Below are 22,790 nucleotides of genomic sequence, written 5' to 3'. Positions count from 1 at the left end.
AAGCCTTGCTCTAAGAATTTTGCGAATAATTCGTATGTTGCGTTTATTGCGAATATATACTAGATAATGGTTCTGACACGGAGAGCCCAAACATGACGATTCCAGCCTTTGCCGAGGAGCTCGGCGGTCGCCTTCCGTCCGCGCTGGAGCGGGCGGCTGCCAACCAGTTGCGCCAGATTCTCGCATCGCACGCGTCGTGCGAGACCACGCTGCGCATTCTCGATGAAGAGACCAGGATCCCTTCCGAGATCACCTTGACCCCTGGCCTGTCGAAGCTCTTGACCGAACTGTTGCGTCACGTCGGCAGCGGCAATGCGGTGACGCTTGTCCCCGTCAGTCAGATGCTGTCGACACAGCAGGCGGCCGATATTCTCAATGTCTCGCGACCCTTCCTGATTTCTCTGCTCGACAAGGGAGAGATCGAGCACGAACTGGTCGGGCGGCATCGCCGGATCAAGGCTGAAACACTGTTCGCCTACAAGCGTGCGCGCAACGCCAAGCGTAGCAAGGCTTTGGACGAGCTGGCAACGCTTGATGGAGAAATCAGGCGGCAACCGCCAGTCGGACCCCGAGCGCCTTCATGACGCGCAGCAACGTGTCGAGCGTCGGATTGCCGTTGTCGCTGAACGCCCGGTAGAGTGCCTCGCGGCTGATACCGGTCTCGCGCGCCAGCGCGGACATGCCGCGCGAGCGTGCAATGGTGTTTAGCGCGCCAAGCAACTCTTCGGGGGTGCCGTCCTCGAGATAGGCATCGAGATAGGCGGCAATATCGGTCGGCGTCTGGAGGACATCGGCCGCATCCCATGGCTTCGTCTCGATAGTCATTGTCAAACCTCCTCGGCCAATGCCTTGGCCCGCTCGATATCTTGCACCTGCGATCCCTTGTCTCCGCCGCATAACAGGATCACCACCACGTCGCCGCGCCTCGTATAATAGACTCGGTATCCGGGTCCGAACGTGAAGCGCAACTCATGCACGCCGCCGCCAATAGCTTTGGCATCGCCGAAATTGCCTTGGGCTATCCGGTCGATCCGTTTGGCGATCCGCGCACGGGCCTGCACGTCACGCAAATGCTGGAGCCAAACGATAAATTCGGCGGTGCGCCTGACTTCCAACATGCCAAGTTTAATGCACACTTAGATGACGGCTGTCAACTATAGATCACAGTTCGGTCGGTTGCGGAATACCCACCATGCAAGCACGAATGAGAGGGGAGGGGGCTTTGCCCTGATTGAGCCAGCTGGACATCGAAGGTCGATGCACCGGGCTCGCAATCAGGAGTTAAGTCCCATGATCAAGTCGATCCCGCTGAACAAGCTTGTTCAATCTCCCCGCAACGTGCGCCGTCACAGCGATCCCGTGGCCGATGCCGAATTGAAGGCCAGCATTGCCGCCCACGGCCTGTTGCAGAACCTTATCGTCCGCCCCGCAGCTAAGGGCAGGTTCGAGGTCGAGGCCGGCGAACGCCGTCGTTGTGCCATGCTGGCGCTGGCGGACGACAAGGTCCTTTCCCGCGATCACCAGGTCACCTGCCTCGTGCTCGAGGACAGTGCCGAAGCCGCCGTCGAGACCAGCCTTGCCGAGAACTTTCACCGATTGGCGATGAACCCGGCTGATGAAGCCACTGCCTTCGCCGCGCTGGTCGATGGCGGTGCCACGGTCGAGGATGTCGCGCGCCGCTTTGGCCTCACTGTCCGCTTCGTCGAGGGCCGCTTGCGTCTGGCAACGCTTGCACCTGTGGTGTTCGAGGCGCTCGCCTCGGGCGAGATCACGCTCGACATTGCCAAGGCCTTCGGCGCAACCTCGGATCAGGAAATCCAGGCCCGCGTGTTCGAGCAGGTCACCTCGGGTTACTATGCACCGCATCCGGATTCGATCCGGCGAATGGTGCTCTCGGGCACGGTGCGTGGCAGTGATCCCCGCGCCCGGCTTGTTGGCCGCGAAGCCTATCTCGTCGCAGGGGGCCGGATCGAACGCGAGTTGTTCGATGACGAGGCCAGCGAGAGTTGGGTTGATGTCGCCCTGCTCGAAAATCTCGCGATGGCAAGGATGGAAGAGAAGGCGAGCCAGATCGCTGCCGAGCAAGGCCTTGCGTGGGTCAAGCCGACGCTTGATCCCTATGCCAGCCATGACCTTGTCGAAGGATTGGTCCGGCTTCCGGCCGAACCGGCCCCGCTGACCGAAGAAGAACTCGCCCGGCTCGACGCGCTCGATGCGAGCTACGACGAGCATGCCGCCATCCTCGAGGACGAGGACAGCGCAGAGGAGGCAGTTGCTGCGGCGGAGAAGTCTATCGCGGCGATCGAACGCGAATGCCAAGATATCCGTGCCCGGCCGCCCGTACTCGCGCCCGAGCTGAAAGCGGAGGCTGGTATGATCCTCGTGCTTGCGCGCGACGGCACGCCTACCTTGCAGCCAGTCTTCTACGGCGAGCGCCCGACCGATCCTGGGAGTCCCGAAGAGGGCGACATGATCGAGGTCGCTCCAGGCATTGGCGCCGACGGCAAACGCCGCTCGGCGCTTTCCAAGCGCCTGGCTGACGAACTAGCGATGCAGCGCCGCGATGTTCTTGCGCTGCATGTGGCCTCCGATCCTTGCCTCGCGCTCGACCTCATGGTCTTCACGCTGGCCGATGCCGATACCCATGACTGGCGTGCGCGCTCGGCAACCACGCTGCGCGGACCGGTTCCAGCCGGGCCCATCATAGGGTTCGAGGCCAAGGATGCGCCTGTAAGCAGCGCCCTTGCCGAGCTGCGCTCAGGCCTCGACGAAAGCTGGCGTTGCGGTGATGGTGTGGCATCGCGTTTCGACCTGTTCCGTGCGCTGGGCGATGATACACGCGCCGCGTGGCTGGGCCATGTCGTTGCCCGCTCGCTCGAAGCCGGCCTCAACATGGCGGGCGAGCGGCAGATTGCCTTCCAGGATCACCTTGGCAGCCTGATCGGGATCGACATGGCGGCCTGGTGGCGGCCTACGGCAGCGAATTACTTCGACCGGGTGTCGAAGCAGGTGATCCTCGATGCCATGACTGATGTCGGCGGCCTCGACCTGTCCTCGCGCTTCGCTGCGGTCAAGAAGGGCGATCTCGCGATGAGTGCCGAACGCGTCTTTGCCGGCACCTATATCACCGAGGTCGAGGTGCGCGAGAAAGCGCAGGCCTGGGTGCCCGAGGTCATGCGGTTTGTGCAAGGCACGCCGGACGGCGTCGATGCGGAAACGAGCAACGCCGATCCCGTGGTTGGTGCCAACGATCACGACCCGTCCCCCAGCGAGCTGGCCGCCTGACCTCCTCCTGACAGGATCGGTCACTCGCACCCCTGAGAAGCGGTCCTTCGGCTAACGCCGAGGGGCCGCTTCTCTTCATGAGATGAGAGGGGAGGGAGCCCGGTGATTGGCGGCACATCGGGGCGAATACCCTGCCTTCGAAGATCCTGTGCCCAATCAGGAGACACCACATGGCCTATCGCAAGGGACAAGGCGGCGCACTCTCGCCCGCCACCCGCATCACTCAGGAAATCATCGCCCGCCTGGAATCCGGGACTAGGCCATGGATCAAGCCATGGCGGGGCGTGCCGGTCTCGCGGCCTATGCGCGCATGTGGCATTCCCTATCGGGGAATGAACGTGTTCTGGCTGTGGATGGTCGCCGACATGTGCGGTTACGCCTCGCCGTTCTGGATGACCTACAACCAGGCCAAGGAACTTGGCGCACAGGTGCGCAAGGGCGAGAAATCGACCATTGCCATTTTCTACAAGAGCTACACCAAGGAGATCGAGGCTCCCGATTCCGGCGAAAAGAGCGACGAAGCGCGCCGGGTGTTGAAGGCCTATCCAGTGTTCAATGCCGACCAGGTCGAGGGATTGCCCGAGCGGTTTCATCCGGCCGCCACGCTCGAGTTGACTGAACCGGAGGGGCGCGAACAAGCGCTCGACGCATTCTTCGCGGCCATTCCGGCCACGCTGCGCCATCAAGGCGACGAGGCTTATTACGAGCCCTTGGCCGACCGCGTGACCATGCCGCCTGCGCACCTGTTCTCAGGCTTCAATCATTACTATGCGACATTGGCGCACGAGCTGTCGCACTGGACTGGGCATTCCAGCCGTCTGGCACGCGACCTCAAGAACCGCTTCGGCACGGCGGCCTATGCCGCCGAGGAGCTTGTCGCGGAATTATCGAGCGCGATGCTCGGGGCCGAACTCGGGCTGCCGGTTGCCCATCTCGACAACCATGCCAGCTATATCGGCAATTGGTTGAAGCTCTTGAAGGAGGATGACCGCGCCATCCTCACCGCCGCCGCCAAGGCCGAGGAAGCCTCGAGCCTGCTCCTGAAACTCGGCGGCCGAGGTGTAGCCGATGCAACCGATGAGGCGGCGCATGACGCCGCGCTTGCGGCCTGAGGGAGGACGTCATGGGCCGATCGGTCAGCTATCCCAGCGGCGCCATCGTCGCTTTCACCATTCTCGAAGTTGAGAACCAGTGGCCTTCCGGGGATCTGCGCGAGCTTCAAGCTCTGCAGGAGCGAATAGGCGCTTTTGTTGATAACTGCGATACCGAGTTCGTGGGCGGCCCACCCGCGACTGCACGATCCTCAAGTGCTCGCTGCAAGTCTGAGTGCGTGTCGAGCGTGCGCATGACAGAGGCCGTGCAAGAGGCTCAGGATACGACGAGCGCCTTGGTGGGCCGCCCAGTGCATTGGGCAAACAGCGCAATGGCCTTGTCGCAAACTTTGCAGTGCCCCTCGCAACAATCGTGCATGAGGAACGCAACCAGATCGGACAGCGCGGGAAAGGTCGCGCTGTATATGATCGATCGACCCTCACGGCGGCTCTCGATTAGCCCTGCCTGTTCGAGTTGACGGAGATGGAACGACACGCGTGACGGCGCCGCGGCATCGAGCTCGCGTGCGATGACGCCTGCCTGCCGGCCATCGGCGCCGGCCAACACCAACAGTCGAATAATGCGAAGCCGAGTCTGATTGGAGATTGCGGCGAACGCAACGAGAGCTTGATTTTCTTCCATCATCCGCTCAATATTTCAAATGTACTTGAAGTATACCTGCCCGATCCGGGCAATGCAAACAGGGTGATCGGATGAGCAGTAACCGCAACGCCACGCGCGGGCCAGCGATAGGGCGCGTTTCGTGGCTAATCAGGGCGCAGTGTGTTTTCAACATGCTAATGCGGCGCATTCGCGAATCATCGCGGCCGAAGTTGTGGCTGATCGCGGTCGCGATGGCATGCATGGGCATGAGCACGCCAGCAGTCGCGCAGACCGCGCCCGCGCAAACCATCTGGCGCCTGCTCGACTATATCGCCGTCGATTATCGCGAAGCGGTCGAGAACGGGAAGATCGTGAACCAGACCGAGTTCGACGAGATGACCGAGTTCTCTGCCACCGCCAGCAGGCTGATCGCCGAGCTGCCAGCGTCGTCAGCGAAGGCCCAGCTCTTGCGGCAGACAGCCCGTCTCGAACGGAATATCGCCGCCAAGTCGCCTGCCCCGGCAATCGCCACTGCTGCGCGCAGTCTTGCCGCCGATCTCATCAAATCCTATCCGGTGCCGCTCGCCCCGACCATCATGCCGGACTTCGCGCGCGGTCAAGTGCTCTATGCCGAGCATTGCGCCAGCTGCCACGGCGCGACCGGCGATGGCCGTGGTTCTCAATCGGTCGGGCTTGATCCGCCGCCCATCGCCTTCACCGATGAAGCGCGGGCACGCGAGCGCAGCATCTTCGCGCTCTATCAGGTGATCGAACAGGGTCTGGACGGAACCAGCATGGTGAGCTTCGCCGACCTGCCGGCGCAGGATCGCTGGGCGCTCGCCTTCTATGCCGGGTCGCTCGCCTACCCTGAAAGCTCTGCGGCAAGTGGCGAGGCGACGTGGGAGGGCGACGCCGATCTTCGTCGACGCCTCGATCTCGAAGGACTGGTCGGCACCACTCCGGCGGCGCTCGCCGCCCAGGTCGGGGAAGACAGAGCGCAGCAGCTCATGTCCTACTTACGTCGCCATCCCGAAGCGGCTGGTGCCGCGCAGGCGAGTGGCACGCTGACGCTTGCGAGAGCGAAGCTGGATGAGGCGCTGGCGGCTTACCAGCGCGGGGACCGCAAGTCCGCCACCGATCTTGCGTTGTCGGCGTATCTTGACGGCTTCGAGCCGGTCGAGGCGGTTTTGGCATCGCGCGACAATGCGCTGATGGTCCGGATTGAAGGCGCAATGGCGGATCTGCGCGCGGCCATCGCCCGCGGTGAGCCGATCGCGACTGTGAGCGAGCGCGTCACCACGCTCGACAGCCTGTTCGAGCAGGCCGAAACCGCCCTCGCTCCCAGCGAGGCGTCCGCGACTTCCGCCTTTGTTGCCGCCTTTACCATTCTCGTGCGCGAAGGAATGGAAGCCATACTGATCGTTATCGCGATGATCGCCTTCCTGACCAAAGCCGATCGGCGCGATGTCCTGACTTATGTGCACGGCGGCTGGGTCGCCGCATTGGTCGCGGGAGCGGCTACATGGGCGGCGGCGACCTGGTTCATCACCATCAGCGGTGCGAGCCGCGAGCTGACCGAGGGGTTCGGCGGCGTCTTTGCCGCGCTAGTGCTGCTGTGGGTCGGGATATGGATGCACGGCAAGAGCAATGCCGACGCCTGGCAGCGGTATATTCGCGAGAAGCTCGGACGCGCCCTCAACCGCCGCTCCGCCTGGTTCCTGTTCGCGCTCACCTTCATCGTGGTCTATCGCGAGGTGTTCGAGACGATCCTGTTCTACGCGGCGATTTGGAGCCAGGGGAATGGCGGCGCCGTCGTGGCAGGCGCGCTTGTCGCGATCGCGGTGCTGGCGATCATCGCCTTCGTGATGATGCGCTACAGCCGGACGCTACCGATCGGCAAGTTTTTCGCCTACAGCTCGGCGCTGATCGCGGTTCTGGCCGTGGTGCTGATCGGCAAGGGAAGCGCGGCCCTTCAGGAGGCGGGTTATCTGCCTATCGCACCCTGGCCCGGTTTTCCGCGCAACGAGTTCCTTGGCCTCTATCCTACGCGCGAGACCATCCTGGCACAGCTCGCGATGATCGTGCTGCTGGCGCTAGGCTTCTTCTGGAACCGGCGCTCGGCGCGGGCACAAGCCGAATGATGGAAAAAGCGCGAGAGTCGCTGGAGACACGCCAGGTCGTTATCTACTTTGTGGCCGTCTGCATGGCCGCGATAGCCGCCATTGCGCTCAGCGGCACCGAGCGGTTCGAGCCGGCGATAAACCCCGCGCTCGCGCTGATGCTGTTCGTCACCCTCCTGCAAGTTCCGCTCGCCTCGCTTCGGGACGCGTTCCGCCAAGGCCGGTTCTTTGGGGCCCTGCTCGTGGTCAATTTCCTCGCGGTGCCGGTGCTGGTTGCCATCCTCCTCCAGTTTGCACCGTTGGACCCGCTCGTTCGCCTAGGCTTCCTGATCGTGCTGCTCTGCCCATGCATCGACTATGTGGTCACCTTCTCGCACCTGGGTCGCGCCGATGCCCGGCTGCTACTGGCTGCAACGCCGGCGCTCCTCATCGTGCAGATGCTCCTGCTGCCGCTTTGGCTGAGCTTGTTTCTCGGCGACGAAGCTGCTGAGCTCGTGCAAATGGGACCGTTTCTCCACGCCTTCCTGTCGCTGATCGCCATACCGCTGGGCCTTGCGGCACTCTGCCAGCTTTGGGCGTCCCGAAGCGCAGCCGGCGCGCGGGTCAACGTGGCGCTTGGGCTCCTACCGGTGCCCGCAACGGCGCTGGTCTTGTTCATCGTCATTGCTGCCGTGGTTCCACAACTCGGCCCGGCGTTGACCAGCGTTTTGGCAGTTGCACCGCTCTACATCGCCTTCGCGCTTATCACGCCGCTGATGGCCTGGGGCATAGCGCGGATCGCGAGGCTGGACGCACCAGCAGGCCGCGCCATCGCGTTTAGCGGGGCAACGCGCAATTCAATTGTCGTGCTGCCGCTAGCGCTAGCCGTGCCAGGGGCAATACCACTCGTGCCAGCCGTCATTGTCGCCCAAACGCTCGTCGAACTTGCCGCTTCGCTCCTCTACATCAAGATGATGCCGCGCCTTGGCGCATGATGTTCACAACGGTTAGCGCGAGCTTCGCTGGGCTTGGGTTTATATATGCAGCTGACGCGGTGGAGCTGATGTGTGGCTCGCCTCCATGCGGGTCATTGGTTGTCCACGATACATGGCGGGGGCGCGAGGACCGGATCCTTATGCGCAATGCCTTTGCCGACTTCGGTATCTCGACCTACGGCAGCCTGGTCGCAGTCTGGATCGCCGAGCGTGACGACCCTGCCTATTGGGACGCTGACTGGCGTACAGCCCGCTCGCCGCGAGCACGGCACTGGCTTGCGCAGATATCTGCTCGTTTCGATGCGCTGTTTGGCGACTACGACTGCCTCGGCCACATGTCGAACGGAGAGGGCATTTTTGCCAGGCGCGCGGCCTGAGTTAAGCCGGCGCATGCTCGCCATGCCCGGAGCACTTCCGTTGTCCTTGCCTGCGGTGTCTCGACCGCCCTTGGCCACTGCCCGAGCGAGAGAGGCCCTGGGCCAGCCGTCGGCCCTGCGCAACCCGCTTGGGCGAGGCCCGTGTTGGCCGCCCCCTTCGGGGTCTGTGCCTGCCCGCGCCAGCCTGCCCAAGCAGGTTTCCCCTGACGGGTGCGCAAGTCCGCCTCACCGCTGGCCCTGACGGGCTCTCGCTGGCGCAGCCAAGAGCGGGTGCGTTAGCCTCACGTCAGCCAGGAGGACATCATCATGCACACGTCATTTGCCGCCCAACTCGCCGGACTCGATCTGTCCGGTTTCGCTATTGGACCTGCCCCCGTCACTGCTACCGATTTTCCGTGCGAGGAGGCCGTCGTCCAAACGCTTGCAGCGGTCTGGTCCGACCTTTTCGCGCTGGTCTCGGGGACCGCGCTTGAAGCCGATGCCGAGGACCTTGGTTGGGCCTTCGTCAACATCTTCCACCGCTCGGCGGAGCGCAAATCCACTGCCGTCGACCGTGCAACCGACGAGGTCCGCGCACTTGTTGCCACAGCCGATGGGTCCGAAATCCATACCCATGAGCTGGAGACCCAGGTCGAGCGCGCGCAATGCGCTGAAGGTGCCATGCTCGCACTTGAAGAAATGCGCGAAGTGGCAGCCAGCCTCTATCTCAACGAGTTCGGCTCCTCGTGGAAGCCCGTCTCGAGTTCGCGCTTTAATCACGGAGCTATGCTGACTTCCGCGCTCGTCGAGGGCCGCGATTTCCTGCGTGCACGGGGTGAGGCAAAGCGCCGTGCAGCAATGCCCGAAGGCACACCGGTGGTATTCGCCGGAGGGCGCAGCCGCCATCCAACCGACGAGGAGGCACTGACCTTTGCCAACAATGTTTGGGCTACGCTGGACAAGGTTCACGCGCGTGTTGCCGATATGGTTCTGATCCACGGCGGTGACACCAAGGGCGTTGATCGCCTGGCTTCTTCCTGGGCCGAGCGGCGCAAGGTGCCTCAGGTTACCTTCTCCCTGGATACACGGGTGCACGTGCTTCGGAGATTGCGACCTTGCGCTGGCGCTACGTCCAGATTCCTCGACTTGCGCTACCCGACAGCAAGACCGGCCCGAAGACCATTTATCTCAACCCGCAAGCGATCGAAATTCTGAGTGGCCTCGACCGCCGGGCCGACGACCAGCTTGTCTTTCCGGCGTTGCATCGGGAGGGACCAATCAATCTTGGAGAACACTGGATCAGGATCAGGCGCAAGGCCGCTCTTCCCGATGTCCGGCTCCACGATCTTCGCCACAGCTTTGCCTCAGCGGCCATTGCCAAGGGCATTCCACTCGCGACCATCGGCAAGCTGTTGGGGCACGCGCTTCCCGAGACGACCGCGCGCTATGCGCATCTTGCAGACGACATCATCTCGGAGAGCGCCGACCGGATTTGTTCGAGCCTCGCCGGTGCGCTGGGCATCGCGGCGTGACCGGATACGATCTGAAGCATATCCTGGCCGAGGAACTCGCGCGCGTTGTTCCGGGAGAGGCTGGGAAGCGCCGGACGAGGTTTGACTACGTGCTTCCGGGCTTTGGCGAGCGCATCCGAGACTTTGCCGATGATTGGAAGCCTCCTTGGCCACAGGCAGGTTTCGACAACAGCTCGGTATGCACACTTGGATGATACCTCCCTCCTTGAGGCTGCGACCGAAATTGGTGATGAAATCGCGTGCAGACTGGCGCTATCCGAAGCCCCCTGGCGTCAGTGAGATTTCGCGCTCCAGAGATTCGAATTCAATGTCGTGGGGTCTAATTCGCTTGGCAGCAATGCGCCCTAATAGCGGCCATAAAGTCAGGCGAGGACAAGCCTGAAAGCTGCCGTTCCATAGTTTCGTCTGATTGAGGAAAATAAGCCTTCAATCGCAATAGGTCGAAAAATTTTTTTCGCGATGCGTCTTGGTCGCTGAAGTGCGGCGTATGAAATCCTCATTAAGTTCGGCTTTGCCGTAACGTGACCGTGCACGAATTAAGTTGCTCCTTCATTATGATTTTCGGATGAGCACCACCCCAGCAATCACAAGCGCGCCGCCAGCCAGAAGCCAGGATTGATCGACAAGCAATGCGCTAGCCACGATCAATGCGGCAGCTAGAGGGCCTTTCAAGGACTGCCGCTCATTGCGAAGTCCAGCGAGCTGCTCGATACTGAGCGGATCGAGCTGAACCGGCACATATCCTGACTTTGCGATCGAGTTCGCAGTGGCAAGTATGTCGGGCAAGGACGCCGACAACCCCAGCAGCTGACCGCGAAGTTTCTTCAAACCCGACCGAGCGCTGCCGAGCGAGAACCGCTCGGCGAGAAGCTCCGTCATGATCGGCCGGGTCTCTTCGGCGATGTTGTAGTCCGGTGCCAGCGATCGGACGAAGCCCTCTGCAGTCAACAAGGTACGCAGAAGAATGGCCAGATCAGGTGGCAGAACCAGTCGATAATCCCGCAACAGGTCGAAAACGCGGGAAAAAATCTGCGAGAACTCGATGCCAGATAGCACGGTTCCCCTGAACTCTCCGATCAACTGATCCAGATCCACCGCGAGCGCATCGCGATCCACCTTCGGCTCCCCCGCCCATGCGAGCAGGACATTCGCGACATCGCTGGTTTTCTCACCAGCAATCGCAAGCACGAGGCGGACGATCTCGTCGCGCCTGGCCTTGGTGAGCGTCCCGACTGATCCGAAGTCGATGAAGCCGACATCCTGCTCGCCGATCAGGAAGACGTTACCCGGATGGGGGTCGCCGTGAAATTCGCCGTTCAGGATGATCATCCGCAGGACAGCGTTGGCATAGCTTTTAGCGAAAGCCGCCACCCGCGGGTCGCCCGATGGGCTGCCCAGCGAAGACGCGGGCCTGCCGTACAGGCGTTCCTGAACGTTCACCCGCAGCCCGGTCAGTTCCCAATGGATGGCCGGGGTCCTGACGCCGATGGTATCGAGATATGCGCCGATCCGCTCGCAGGCTCGGGATTCCGCAGCGAGGTCCATCTCCCAGGCAAGATTGCGGCCGAAGGTCCGCAGAAACTCGACTGGCCGGTAACGCGCGATGTCAGGAGAGCGTGCTTCTGCGATCTCGGCAAGACGCACAAGCAGACGCACATCGGCTTCCATCCGCGCGGCGGTGCCCGGGCGTCGAACCTTCACGATGACCTTGCTACCGTCCCTTAGCTCGGCGGAATAGGTCTGTGCAATCGAGGCGGACGCCAAAGGCTTTTCGTCGAACTGCGCAAAGTCGTTCCGCCAGTCCTCACCCCAGCTTGAAGCAAGTACGGGCTCGATATCTGCGAAGCGCACTGGCGACACCTGATCGTGCAGGGTTGAGAATGCCGTGATCCAGTGTTCGGTGAACAGATCGCTTCGGGTGGCGAGGAGCTGCCCCAGTTTTATGCCGACTGGCCCGATGTCACGGAGGAACGCGACAACTGCGGCCGGGCGAAATTCGCGAGGGTCGATGACATTGTTCGAAGAGGGAATAAACCCGAGGGCTCCGGCGAGATTCTTCGCTCCGTGCCTCATTAGGATTCGGCCAATCTCCGCGGCGCGAGCGATGCTGCCGATAGGCTTTTCCGGGGGCGATGCCATGATTTTATTCAGCCTCGGCACGGTGTTGGTCCAGATTTTCCGATACCCTTTCAAGAATCTGCTGCAGCGTTCGCTTCTCGTCGGCGGCAATGTCGCGCCAAAGCAGATCATGAAGCCTATCCGCGGAGCCTCTCAGTTCGGGCAGCAGATCGTCAAGCTGCTCCGTGAGGATGAGCTGCCACGCTCGCCGATCCGTCTCAGCTCGAAGCCTTTTCATCAGCCCGCGTGCGCAAAGACCTGCAACCGCCTGGCCGATGGTCGCCGATTCCAGTTCCAGTTTCTTGGCGATTTCAGCCTGCGTAAGGGCAGGATCGCGAAGAAGTTGTCCGATGATCCTCCACTGTGTCTGATTGAGACCGATCCTGGCGACCCTCGCATCGTACACTCTGCGCGCGCCGCGACTGATCTCGTCCATAAGATAGAGAATGCGGTCATTATCGGTGATGACCTTCTGCCGACGCTGAGACCGTGACATGGTATCTGGTTTTTCATCCATAGCGCTGTGTAGTCGGATAGCCTCGGATGCCCAAATGCAAACTGCTAAATGCCTTTACTATTTGACTCACGGCTCATAGGGCGCGAGACGCGTTCACCTTTTACTGAGGCTGCCGAAAGAGTCAGATGACCGATAACTCCAACCAACCGGAGCAGGAGGGCACAACCCCAACGAAACCGCAATCGCGGCGTGGCTTGCGCATCGTGCTAATCATCGTTGGTCTTGCCGTGCTGCTTGGCGGGATCTGGTGGTACTACCGGCACGTAACCTACGGACAGTACATGCAGTCGACCGATAACGCCGATGTCGCTGCCGACAGCGTCGTTATCTCTTCCAAGGTAGCGGGATACGTCGAAGAGGTCTTCGTGGGGGAGAACGAGCAGGTTGCTCGCGGCGGAGCCCTCGTACAACTGGATTTGCGGGATTATCAGGCGCAAGCGCAACAGGCGCGCGCGCAGATCGCTGCGACCCTGGCCGGTGCCGACACAATCCGTTCTCAGGTAGCCGAACAGGATGCAGCCATTCGCCAGGCGCGGGCCCAACTCGCCGCCGCGCGCGCAGCACTGGACCTCGCGAACGACCAGGTGGCGCGATATCGGCCCCTTGCCGCGACAGGAGCCGAACCGCGGGAAAAGCTAGACCAGTATGAGGCGCAGGCGCGGCAGGCGCGGGCCGAACTCGCCGCTGCGCAGGCGGCGGTGGCTGCCGCGACCGCTCGCCGGGGGACCCTGTTCGAGCAGATCAGCCAGACCCAGGCGCAGGCGGACGCTGCCCGCGCTCAGCTGGAAACAGCCGACCTTACGGTTGAATCGACCTTGCTGCGCGCCAGCAAGGCCGGCCGCGTCGGCGATCTCTCGGTGAGGGTGGGCCAGTTCGTGCAACCGGGTCAACGTTTGATGACGGTGGTTCCGGTGAGCGCGATCTACGTGACCGCGAACTTCAAAGAAACGCAGGTCGGCCTCATCCGGGCCGGCCAGAGCGTCAGGCTCGAAGTTGACGCCCTGCCAGGCCTTGAGATCGCGGGACGAGTGGTCAGCATATCGCCGGGAACGGGCGCGGAATTTTCCATCCTCCCCCCCGAAAATGCCACCGGCAACTTTACCAAGATCGTTCAACGGATACCCGTCCGCATCGCTATCGATGCTCCCCCTGAAGTGCGGCGTCTGCTCGTTCCCGGCATGTCGGTAGTGGCTACGGTCGACACCCGGAATGCTGCCGGCGAATTGGAAGAGATCTCGAGTCGGACTCAATGACCGAGATACTGGCAGCGCAGGACACTTCGATCGGGCCGGCCGGGAGCCGAAAGAACGCAGACGTGACTGCCTGGGTCGCTGTGGCCGCGGGCGCGCTCGGCGCCATGCTCGCGACGCTGGACATATCAATCGTCAATTCCGCACTCCCCGTCATTCAGGGCGAGATCGGTGCCACAGGCGCCGAAGGCACCTGGATTGCTACGTCATTTCTCGTTGCTGAAATCGTCGTCATTCCGCTGAGCGCTTGGCTGGAACGGCTGTTCGGTCTGCGAACCCTCCTCATCATCGCTGTCAGCGCGTTCACCGCATTTTCGGTGCTATGCGGTGTAGCCACCGACCTTACGACCATGATCATCGGCCGAACGGGCCAGGGCTTCATGGGCGGAGTCCTCATTCCGACCGCAATGACTATTGTGGCTAAACGATTGCCGCCGCACCAACAGCCCATCGGAATGGCCCTGTTCGGCATGACTGTGGTTCTTGGCCCCGTGATGGGGCCATTGATCGGCGGCTGGCTGACCGAGAACCTGAGCTGGCACTATGCCTTTTTCGTCAATGTGCCAGTCTGCGCAATCCTGCTGCTCCTGCTGTTTATCGGGCTGCCTCACGAGAAGCCCAAGTGGGAATATCTCACGGACGCCGATTGGGCTGGCATTCTCGGGCTGATCCTCGGACTGGGCGGTCTGACTGTTGTACTCGAGGAAGGGCACCGTGAAGAATGGTTCGAGTCCTCACTCATTCGCTGGCTAACGGTGGTGACCATTATCGGCTTTGCCTGTTTGATTTACGGACAAGTGAAAGCACGCAAGCCGGTCTTGAAGTTGCAGCTCCTGTTCAATCGACAGTTCGCCAGCGTCGCGATCATGGCTCTCGCCCTGGGCATGGTGATGTATGGTTCAACCTACGTTATCCCCCAGTTCCTCGCGATCATCTCTGACTATAATGCTTTTCAGACGGGACTGGTCATCTTCTGGATGGGTGTCCCGGCCTTTCTCCTGATGCCGGTTCTGCCCCTGATGATCCGCAAGGTGGACATCCGCATTGCCGTCGGCACCGGAATGCTGCTGATGGCGATCAGCTGCTTTGTCAGCACGAGTCTGACCGCGGAATCCGGCGGCGCAGTCTTCACTGAAAGTCAGCTTATCCGCGGGGCCGGAATGATACTTGCGATGATGTTCCTGAATCAGGCAACGGTTGCGTCGGTGGCCAAGGAAGACGCGGGCGATGCCTCGGGCATTTTCAACGCGGCCCGCAATCTCGGTGGCTCTTTCGCTCTTTCGGCTCTGGCATCGTTCCAGGACCAGCGGATCTGGCATCATAGCCGGCGGATGGAAGAGACCCTGAATGCGAACAGCGTTTCGCTACAGGCCTATCTCGAAGGGCTGGCGCGAAACTTCGGCGGCATGGAGGGGGCGATGGCCGTCCTGAGCCGCACCCTCCAACGCGAGGCGTTCATAATGACCTACAATGATGTGTTCCTGGTTATGGGGATTCTGACCCTCGCGACGGTTCCGCTGGTCCTCTTCCTGAGGCCGCTTCCAAAAAATGTCTCCCTTTCGATGCACTGAGCCCTACACGATGCGCCACTTGCTACCTCCGCTTGTCACTATCGCCTTGCTAGCTGGATGCACGGCAGGGCCCGATTATGCAGGCCCCCCGGAAGTTATGTCAGCAGACACGGGCACTCGCTTTGTGCGCGCTGGCAGTGATGTGAGCGCATCTGATCCGGTTGTCGCTCGATGGTGGCTGCTGCTCGGCGATCCCGAGTTGACGCGGCTGGTGGAGGCTGCGCTGAACGTGCCGTTGTCGGCCACATGACCATCCTGCGGTCGCTCGAGACGACCCGTAGCCAATGTCGCGCCACCATCGCTCAGCAGAGTCCATGTCCCGTGTCCCTCATAACGATGACCGCCAGTTGTGCCCTCGGGGTTTCTGTCCAGCCAAATGAGATGGAACCTGCCATTTGGCGAGGCGGTGTGAGGACCAAAAAAGTCGAGCGCCGGGATCCTGACCAAGCCATGTGAGAAGGGTTTGATTTCCAGCGGACTGGCGAACTCTGGCTGCGCAGGCGACTTGTCGCTCGGGCCATCGCCACCGAACAAGCGCTGGAGGATCCCCTTCATGCGGCCACGTTTAAAGAATATTGCAATTCGGCAATCGCCTCGACGACCGCATCAAAGGGTGGCGGCTCGCCGAAGATCATGGTGCTCATGGCGCGATAGTCCTGGCGCAAGGCATCCGTCATCCCTCCCTCCGGGCACAAGGCAAATGTCGGGGCCTGCGCGGTGGCCAGATCGAAGTCCGGGCGATTGAAGAACATGCGGGCATGGGCGACGCAGTCTTCACCAAGCGCGCGGTTTGCCAGGGCCGCTTGGCCGATCTCCGATTGGAGCAGGCGGAACAGGTCGTAATAGTGGCGAGAAATACGCTGACCGTCGCCGCGCAGCTGCCCTCGGATTTCGAACCAACGCCTCAGGCCATGCAGGATGACGACCTTGTCCCAGAAGGTTCGTTCGGCATCGACCACAGTAACGCCCGGCACAGCGAGGTCGAGATCGACGGCGTCAGCGTCGACATAGGGCACAATTGTTCGCACCGAATTGGGATCAAGCGCCGACTTTGCGCCTGATTCGATCTTCACCGACTTGGCGATGTAAGCATCCTCGGGGGTGATGCTGGGATATACCAAGAGCAAGGTTTGGCCATCCCGAGCGTCGGCCTCGACCCGAATTGACTGCGCTTCGAGGCCTGCGCGCGCGCAGGTATCGGCGCAGATTTGCGCGAGGCGCGCTTTCAATGGTCCGTTGATATGTGCTTCGCAGGCGGCCTTGATTGAATCAAGCGCAGCGTCGCGCTTCTTGCGGCTCAGTGCAGCCAATTCCGCGATGGTCGCGGGCACTCCGAGATCATCGCGGAAGACCGTCACGTCGATGTCTTCGGAGAACCGCTCGATCAACCCGAACCCCTTCGACAGCGAAGTTCCGCCCTTGAACAGCAGGCGGGGTCCGTCCTCGATCCCGTTGAACAGGGCATCAAGGGTCCAGCAGACCCAGAAATCCTTCTCGACGTTCTGCGGGGTCGTGCCGAGCCGCTGCGCAGTCGCGGTATAGAGGCCCGTGCGGGTGGGCGTGTCTGCACGCAGAACTTCATCGAAGGCGGAGTTCATTCGCTGTGCACTTCCGAGACGAACGGACGCAGCAGGTCCTGCATCCAGGCCGGGAGCGTTGGCAGCCCCTCGGCAAGATCAGCGCGCAAAGCTGCGCCGTGGGTGGGGTTGCCGAGAAGGGTGGCAAGTCGCTCACGCCATTGTCCCGTGTCGTCCGTCGACATTGTATCGCGCAGCCAGTGCAGCGCTTGGACGATCCTCATGGCCGGGCGTCCCGCCCAATAGAGTTTGCTTGCCGCGGTCGTTTTGAACTCGATGGTGAGGTTGCCGAGCTTGATCGACTTGGGCCGCGCTTCGCTGTGCACGACGATCTTCGCCGGTACGGCATTGGTAAAGCCGAGATCGTTTGCAGCAGTCATTCCGTCGACCAGGACACGGATCTGATCACGCCGTGCGACGGCGTCGATGACCGCTCGCGGATCGGGGGCATTGTCCTGCCGGGTCAGGCTGTTGAACTGCGGTTTGTCATAGAGGCCGCGATCGATCCGGCGGAGCTCGCCCCATTTGACCAAACGCTGGAGGGTCTTGTCGACCGCATCGCGGCCGGCAAGGTCGAGGAAGTCGGCCGGTGTCCAGACAGTGTTCGCCGTCGCTCGGCTTACACGATCGAGAATTTGCGCTTTCAGTCCGGGCGGGATTTTGTCCATGTCCGAAATATGTAGCATAACTTCGGACACAATCAAAATCGCCATTGTCCGAAAAATGTAGACGGATTTCGGACGGGGGTGGTGACGAAAACCGACTACCCCGGCCCAAGCAGATCAAACAGCTTATGGATGAAAGGGAACGTAAGGCTCGGACTTCTCATTGAAGAACCGGGACGCCACCGCTGGCCCATTCGCAAGGGCCAGTTCCTTCGCCACATTTGGCAGCTCTGCCTTCGCACGCTTCACGTCGTCCAAACCGATCGGACCATCGGGCAGCAGTGGCGCATTCAAGCGAATGAGCCGATCGCGGCCAATGAGTAGCCCAGCTTGCCCCAGCGCATTCTGGCTGGAGAGATGCATCGCTGACGAAACGATATCGCGCCAATGCCACAAGCCTCCGCGCAGGACCTGTGCATCCGAAATCGTCATTTCGGCGTCACCGCATCCCAGCGACAGGATATCGATCTGATCGCGATCGAGGTCGTTGCAACTGAGCGCATCGACCAGTGCGACCATCACCGGATTGTTTGCCCACACGCCTCCGTCTGCGAACCGTCGCTGCCCATCCCTATAGATCGAGAAATAGGTAGGAGCAGCAGATGTCGCGAGCGCGACTGTGACCATTTCTTCGCGCCAATCGAGCTTGAAATCGGGATGATGCGGCGTCTTGAATATGTTGACCTCGGTGAAGCCGTCGAAAGAAGGAATGCAAAGTCGACGCTGGGCATCTCCAAACGGGCGCGCGCCAAAAATCCGGCGCAGTTCACGTTCAAGCGGCTCTCGGTCATACTGGTAATATGCCAGCGATCGAACCTTGGCCCAAAGTCGCTTGAGCCCTTCCAGGGGCGGCCTGGCCGATGGAAAAATCTCTTCGCCGTGATCAAAATAGACCTGGAGAATGTCGGAAGCAGGCAGCCCGATCGAAAGCCCGAGGGCGATTATTCCCCCCGTGGATGTACCGGCGATCAGATCGAAATAGTCACCAACGGAGTGTCCGCCCAGATACTGCCGTTCGAACTCCGCCAGAATCGACGCGGGCAAAATTCCCCGAATGCCGCCGCCATCGATGGACAGGATCCGAAATCGCTTGCCCTCCGGCCACGGCAATTGTCGCCGCCGCTCACCAAGCGTTCCATCAGACCGCCGCAATGGCCTTTGGTCGCTGGGTTCCATCCAACTCCTCCTGTGTCGGGTGCCGGCCACCGCCTGACCATTTTCCGGTCAGCAACCAGCCTTCATAGAAGTAGAGATACCGTGCGGCCCAGGGCACAGTCGTTTCGGCCAACAGGTCCGATGGCGTCCACTCGCCGTTGAACGGATCGAACAGGCACAAGTAAGGCAAGGATTGCTCCGCACGGTTTACATAGACGTGCGGGATCGGGCCTTCTTCATATTCAGGATGGCGTTCAAGACGTGGCGACAGCACCTGGACCCGCGGTTGCGCGTTGAGAATGGAGAAGTTTTCGATCGCAAGCGGGACTTCGTAACCGATCCGCACACGGTAGCGCTTGCAAACCGGGTCGAGCGTTCCTTCCCAGACCGCTCGGCGCCCGATCCTTTGCACAAGCGCAAAGTCCGGCCAGCGTTGCTCCATCGCCGCGATCTGGGTCTCGATCGGGATCAGTCCAGGAACCATTCGCCGCCCATGTTGGTGCTTGCCCGAGCCGGGGTGCAATTGGTTGCGATAGCAGCGGCAGTCACGCCTGCATGGACCCGGCCGCTGGGACCGAACCGCATCGCGCCCTTCTCCATGGCGACACGGCTACGTTCCATGTGTTCCTTGATCGCGTACTTGGCCGCCGTCTCTCCGAACAGATCGTCGAGAATCGTGTTCGTTTCAGTGAGCGAGATGTTTTCCGTCCGCAGGCGAACCAATTGCCGGACCAGATACTCCAGATCACGCACATACTCGTCCTGGTCAGACAACGCGCCGGGCCAACGATCGGTAAAGACATCCGGGATGTAAGCGGGGTTGCGGACGTCGATACAAAGATTGTGTGCACTCTGCTCCTGCAGGCGCTGTGCAATGTGCCGCGAAATCGAGACGACCTCCTCCAGCAAGCCCGCGCCGACAGGTGCCACTTCCAGCGCCAGTGCTGCCAAAACCACAGAGGGCGGCTTGCGCTTCGAACGGTTGCGAAACCGCACATCGCGATTGCGCTTGATCAGCTGCAGCGCGACGACGCGCGCGGCCTTTTTAGACAACGGGACGCGGTCGGGCAACGGATCGACGTCGGCCTTCGCGACCGTTCGTCCGTCAGCCAGAGCTCGAGATTCAAAGATTGCAGCAAAAACCGGATCGTATGCCGTCTGGGCGTTGAAGTGGTCGGCAAAGCCCCAAGGATTGACAGGCTTGTGGTAGCTCTCAAGCGGCTGCTGCTTGAAATGGAAAAGATGCCCCGCCTTCTCGGGTGCCGCCGTCAGCCGCGAAATGGGCATCAAATCGACGCGGACACCATCGTCGTATTCGACGGTCACGCACCGCGAATTTCGCGTCACCCGCCCGTGATAACGGGAGCCCGGCTGCGCGTTGATGGCTTCGAAAAGCAGGTCAAGAATCCGCTTGGGATCGCTGTTGGTCGGAACATCAAGTTCCATGACGACATCGACGTCATGCTGATCCTTCGAAACGCTTGAGGCAATCGCTGTACCGGTCGCGAAGCTGCCCCCTGGGTAGCAGGCGATCACCTTGTCCTGCAGCGGGCTTTCAGGACGATCAACATAGCCGCAAAGCGCCTCGAAATGCTGTTGCGCCTCGTCGTGCTTCGTAGGCGACAACTGGACCCGGCGAGCCACGTCCATAAGCATCGCGTCGGCGAAGCTCGGGGTCGGCAGGCGCTCGGGGCGCGGACGGAACGGATCGAAAACAGTCATTATGCCCCCTATTTGGCGCAGGTGGCAAAGCCCAATATCGGCAGACTTCGCCTTACAGGATCGTAAGATACACCGAACGCGCGGCGCAGTCAACCAATCTGCCGCAAATGTTCGATTGACCGAACGACGCAGCTTTCCTACAGGCGCACGGGTGTGTTACTCTTAGGGGGCTGGGAGAGTGCCATGTCGCTCGCGATGAAATTGCAAAAGCTGCGGACAGAGCGGGGTCAATCCCTTCAGGTGGTTGCCGATGCAGTAGGGGCTTCGAAGGCGCACATTTGGGAACTGGAAAAGGGGACGACAAAGAACCCCTCGATCGAACTACTGAAGAATCTGGCAGAGCATTTTGGGGTGACGATTGCTTCGCTGGTTGGCGAAGACCCCTCTGATGCGGAAGATGAACAAATGGTCGTCATGTACCGTGATCTGCAAAAGCTGAACATTGAAGATCGACAGTTCATCGAGGCGATGATCGAGACCATGAAAAAACGCGGGGGCAAGGCAACAGATGCAGATTGATCGGGTCGAGCTTGCTGACTGCACCTCCCCCGAACGTATCATCGCAGAGATCCTGCGACAGGTCCCTGATCTGCCGACTCCGGTTCCGATCGAAGAACTTGCGACGGCCGTTGGCATCACTGCCATCCATCGAATGACGACCGACAACTTCGAAGGCGGGTTGATTACGCAGCCAGAGCGCCGGGACGGTGTCATCCTGGTCAACGGCAAAGCCAATCGACTGAGACAGCGCTATACGATCGGTCACGAACTCGGACACTATCTCATCTCGGCGCACCAGCCTGGTGACTCAGGGCAATTTGCCTGTTCAAAATCGGACATGAACATTCGCAAGGCCGACCGCGACAACCGCAGCCAGCGAATGGAAGCGGAAGCGAACCGGTTCAGCGCTGGGATCCTGATGCCGGTGATAAAATTCAAGACCGACATGCGCGCACAAGGTGGTCCTGACCTTCGTCATGTTGTCGATCTGGCGGCGAAATACGACGTCAGCAAGGAAGCAACGGCGATCCACTATTCGACCTACCACCACGATCTGTGCGCCATTTTGCTCTCGCAGAATGGGACCTTGCGCCGCATCTACAAGCCCACCCGCTTTCCTTTTGTCGAAGCCCGGATCGGAACGCCGCTTCCCCACAATTCACTGTCTGCTCGCCATCAAACCGATGGGGTCGAATCCGACGACGTTGACAGGGGTGTGTGGCTGGCCAACCTTCACCGCCCATCATCGATCAGGGAACAGGCTTTGAATCTGGCGAATGGGTGGAAAATGACGCTGCTGGTCGTCGATGACAGCGACGATGACGGCGAAGACGAGTTGCGCGACACCTTTGATGTCTGGGAAAATCCGCGCTTCCCCGGGAAGAGCCGACGCCGGTAGCCGGATTGGCCGAGCCGCAGGATTAAACGAGCATTTGGGGCGCCGCCCTTCGGGCGACCTACCTATTGTGCAACGCGAACTAAGCTATAGGTTTTGACACACAAGGGCAGGGATCGGGGACTTCTCGCGAGAGAATCTAGGCTGAATGTACAGCCGCTTTCGGGGTGCGTATTTAGTGTTCGGCACGTCCGAAAAGTCAGCGGCTGCTGCCACCCTTCTTCGGTACTGAAAATGTCAGCATTCCGAAGTTACCATCTGAGACCGGACTGGCAGAAGACGGCCCAGTCCCAGACCCTCTCGGTGTAAACGAGAGCGCCTACTGTTAGCGTTCGCTTTTGCGCCAATCTGCCAAATACCCGTCATTCCGCATTCGGCCCAATCCATGCCGTACTAGGACTTATTGAATCTGCCCCTTCGCCGCTTGCAACTCTTCCCAGCACCGCTGCACTTCACGCCACAGCGCAACGCCGTCGATCTCGCCCGCGGCCAGCCATCGGTCCTGCTCCATGGCAATGTGCATCCAGCCATTTTCGCCGTGCGTGCGCTCAACCCATAGCGCCATACCCCATACCTCCTGGTCGCGCGTAAGATCGAGGCGTCTTGGGCCGCTGGTCATCAGGTATTTCTTAAGCCTGTGCGGCATTACTGCACAATAGACGGCTAATCTGTCATTTTACCGTTCGAGCCAAACATGAGGTGCAACCATGGCGCGCCGTCGCAAAGACCCTGTGCCGATCAAACTTGGCAAGGTTTACCGCGCCAAGGCACGGAAGCGCGTGATCGGCCCCCACCGAGTGGTCCGTGTTGATTGTTAGTGCAAGATTGCCTCCGCCGCCATGGCTGGCCGCAGGTGG

At 61.0% G+C, this 22,790-nt stretch carries 22 protein-coding genes and 1 pseudogene; 12 read left to right on the top strand and 11 right to left on the bottom strand.

The window, feature by feature from the left end; genetic code table 11:
- Window positions 1–92: 92 nt before the first annotated feature.
- Entirely contained in the window at window positions 93–584 is a 492-nt protein-coding gene (locus GRI99_RS00115; protein WP_160769999.1) for an excisionase family DNA-binding protein, read from the top strand.
- On the opposite strand, the gene GRI99_RS00110 is transcribed toward GRI99_RS00115, so the two are convergent.
- Both GRI99_RS00110 and GRI99_RS00105 read right to left on the bottom strand, forming a co-directional pair.
- A complete protein-coding gene (locus GRI99_RS00110; RefSeq protein WP_160769998.1) occupies window positions 544–825 on the bottom strand; it encodes an addiction module antidote protein in 282 nt (93 codons plus the stop codon). The genes GRI99_RS00115 and GRI99_RS00110 overlap by 41 nt on opposite strands.
- 2 nt (window positions 826–827) lie before the next feature.
- Complete coding sequence (locus GRI99_RS00105) at window positions 828–1,118, bottom strand: type II toxin-antitoxin system RelE/ParE family toxin (RefSeq protein ID WP_160769997.1); 291 nt, start codon at window positions 1,116–1,118, stop codon at window positions 828–830.
- 172 nt (window positions 1,119–1,290) lie between these two features.
- On the opposite strand from GRI99_RS00105, the gene GRI99_RS00100 reads away from it, so the two are divergent.
- Both GRI99_RS00100 and GRI99_RS00095 read left to right on the top strand, forming a co-directional pair.
- The gene (locus GRI99_RS00100) at window positions 1,291–3,285 is read left to right on the top strand and encodes a ParB/RepB/Spo0J family partition protein (protein WP_160769996.1); all 1,995 of its coding nucleotides are present in this window, start codon (window positions 1,291–1,293) and stop codon (window positions 3,283–3,285) included.
- A 170-nt stretch (window positions 3,286–3,455) separates the two neighbouring features.
- Window positions 3,456–4,397 carry an ArdC family protein gene (locus GRI99_RS00095; RefSeq protein ID WP_160769995.1) on the top strand — a complete coding sequence of 314 codons (942 nt, stop codon included), beginning with the start codon at window positions 3,456–3,458 and terminating at the stop codon, window positions 4,395–4,397.
- Between the two features lie 256 nt (window positions 4,398–4,653).
- On the opposite strand, the gene GRI99_RS00090 is transcribed toward GRI99_RS00095, so the two are convergent.
- Window positions 4,654–5,022, bottom strand: coding sequence for an ArsR/SmtB family transcription factor (locus tag GRI99_RS00090; protein WP_337192814.1), 369 nt, complete (start codon window positions 5,020–5,022; stop codon window positions 4,654–4,656).
- A gap of 155 nt (window positions 5,023–5,177) precedes the next feature.
- Here GRI99_RS00090 and GRI99_RS00085 point away from each other — a divergent pair, with 155 nt between their 5' ends.
- From GRI99_RS00085 to GRI99_RS00065, 5 genes and pseudogenes are all read left to right on the top strand, one after another.
- A complete protein-coding gene (locus GRI99_RS00085) occupies window positions 5,178–7,121 on the top strand; it encodes an FTR1 family protein (protein ID WP_237438041.1) in 1,944 nt (647 codons plus the stop codon).
- Entirely contained in the window at window positions 7,118–8,074 is a 957-nt protein-coding gene (locus tag GRI99_RS00080) for an arsenic resistance protein (RefSeq protein WP_202392874.1), read from the top strand. Before GRI99_RS00085 ends, GRI99_RS00080 begins: the two co-directional genes overlap by 4 nt.
- 92 nt (window positions 8,075–8,166) lie before the next feature.
- Window positions 8,167–8,451: pseudogene (locus GRI99_RS00075) on the top strand (hypothetical protein); the annotation flags it as partial.
- Window positions 8,452–8,757: 306 nt separating this feature from the next.
- On the top strand, window positions 8,758–9,645 hold the full coding sequence (locus GRI99_RS00070) for a DUF2493 domain-containing protein (protein ID WP_160769993.1): 888 nt from the start codon (window positions 8,758–8,760) through the stop codon (window positions 9,643–9,645).
- Complete coding sequence (locus tag GRI99_RS00065; protein WP_160769992.1) at window positions 9,546–9,962, top strand: site-specific integrase; 417 nt, start codon at window positions 9,546–9,548, stop codon at window positions 9,960–9,962. Before GRI99_RS00070 ends, GRI99_RS00065 begins: the two co-directional genes overlap by 100 nt.
- A 552-nt stretch (window positions 9,963–10,514) precedes the next feature.
- Here GRI99_RS00065 and GRI99_RS00060 read toward each other — a convergent pair.
- A complete protein-coding gene (locus tag GRI99_RS00060; RefSeq protein ID WP_237438040.1) occupies window positions 10,515–12,155 on the bottom strand; it encodes an ABC1 kinase family protein in 1,641 nt (546 codons plus the stop codon).
- Window positions 12,106–12,597: a MarR family winged helix-turn-helix transcriptional regulator gene (locus tag GRI99_RS00055; RefSeq protein WP_054523095.1), complete on the bottom strand. Its 492-nt coding sequence runs from the start codon at window positions 12,595–12,597 to the stop codon at window positions 12,106–12,108. Before GRI99_RS00055 ends, GRI99_RS00060 begins: the two co-directional genes overlap by 50 nt.
- A gap of 125 nt (window positions 12,598–12,722) precedes the next feature.
- Here GRI99_RS00055 and GRI99_RS00050 point away from each other — a divergent pair, with 125 nt between their 5' ends.
- Window positions 12,723–13,850, top strand: a complete 1,128-nt coding sequence (locus GRI99_RS00050; protein ID WP_160769991.1) for an HlyD family secretion protein — start codon at window positions 12,723–12,725, stop codon at window positions 13,848–13,850.
- On the top strand, window positions 13,847–15,418 hold the full coding sequence (locus GRI99_RS00045; RefSeq protein WP_054522877.1) for an MDR family MFS transporter: 1,572 nt from the start codon (window positions 13,847–13,849) through the stop codon (window positions 15,416–15,418). The genes GRI99_RS00050 and GRI99_RS00045 overlap by 4 nt, the downstream gene beginning before the upstream one ends.
- Before the next feature lie 551 nt (window positions 15,419–15,969).
- On the opposite strand, the gene GRI99_RS00040 is transcribed toward GRI99_RS00045, so the two are convergent.
- From GRI99_RS00040 to GRI99_RS00020, 5 genes are all read right to left on the bottom strand, one after another.
- The gene (locus GRI99_RS00040; RefSeq protein WP_160769990.1) at window positions 15,970–17,016 is read right to left on the bottom strand and encodes a nucleotidyl transferase AbiEii/AbiGii toxin family protein; all 1,047 of its coding nucleotides are present in this window, start codon (window positions 17,014–17,016) and stop codon (window positions 15,970–15,972) included.
- Window positions 17,013–17,663 carry a DUF6088 family protein gene (locus GRI99_RS00035; RefSeq protein ID WP_237438039.1) on the bottom strand — a complete coding sequence of 217 codons (651 nt, stop codon included), beginning with the start codon at window positions 17,661–17,663 and terminating at the stop codon, window positions 17,013–17,015. Before GRI99_RS00035 ends, GRI99_RS00040 begins: the two co-directional genes overlap by 4 nt.
- A gap of 123 nt (window positions 17,664–17,786) precedes the next feature.
- Window positions 17,787–18,836 (bottom strand): CBASS cGAMP-activated phospholipase, encoded by a 1,050-nt coding sequence (locus tag GRI99_RS00030; protein WP_160769989.1) that lies wholly within the window; start codon window positions 18,834–18,836, stop codon window positions 17,787–17,789.
- Window positions 18,799–19,299 (bottom strand): type II CBASS E2 protein, encoded by a 501-nt coding sequence (locus GRI99_RS00025; protein ID WP_202392872.1) that lies wholly within the window; start codon window positions 19,297–19,299, stop codon window positions 18,799–18,801. Before GRI99_RS00025 ends, GRI99_RS00030 begins: the two co-directional genes overlap by 38 nt.
- Complete coding sequence (locus GRI99_RS00020; protein WP_160769988.1) at window positions 19,284–20,537, bottom strand: nucleotidyltransferase domain-containing protein; 1,254 nt, start codon at window positions 20,535–20,537, stop codon at window positions 19,284–19,286. Before GRI99_RS00020 ends, GRI99_RS00025 begins: the two co-directional genes overlap by 16 nt.
- Window positions 20,538–20,720: 183 nt before the next feature.
- On the opposite strand from GRI99_RS00020, the gene GRI99_RS00015 reads away from it, so the two are divergent.
- Window positions 20,721–21,056, top strand: a complete 336-nt coding sequence (locus GRI99_RS00015; protein WP_160769987.1) for a helix-turn-helix domain-containing protein — start codon at window positions 20,721–20,723, stop codon at window positions 21,054–21,056.
- A complete protein-coding gene (locus GRI99_RS00010) occupies window positions 21,046–21,936 on the top strand; it encodes an ImmA/IrrE family metallo-endopeptidase (RefSeq protein ID WP_160769986.1) in 891 nt (296 codons plus the stop codon). Before GRI99_RS00015 ends, GRI99_RS00010 begins: the two co-directional genes overlap by 11 nt.
- A gap of 397 nt (window positions 21,937–22,333) precedes the next feature.
- On the opposite strand, the gene GRI99_RS00005 is transcribed toward GRI99_RS00010, so the two are convergent.
- A complete protein-coding gene (locus GRI99_RS00005) occupies window positions 22,334–22,552 on the bottom strand; it encodes a DUF6961 family protein (RefSeq protein ID WP_160769985.1) in 219 nt (72 codons plus the stop codon).
- Window positions 22,553–22,790 lie beyond the last annotated feature (238 nt).

Source organism: Alteraurantiacibacter buctensis (genome assembly GCF_009827655.1).
In the GTDB taxonomy this organism is placed as follows: domain Bacteria; phylum Pseudomonadota; class Alphaproteobacteria; order Sphingomonadales; family Sphingomonadaceae; genus Alteraurantiacibacter; species Alteraurantiacibacter buctensis.
Note: the sequence above shows the minus strand (reverse complement) of the source record. Positions and strands in the feature narration are given on the sequence as shown.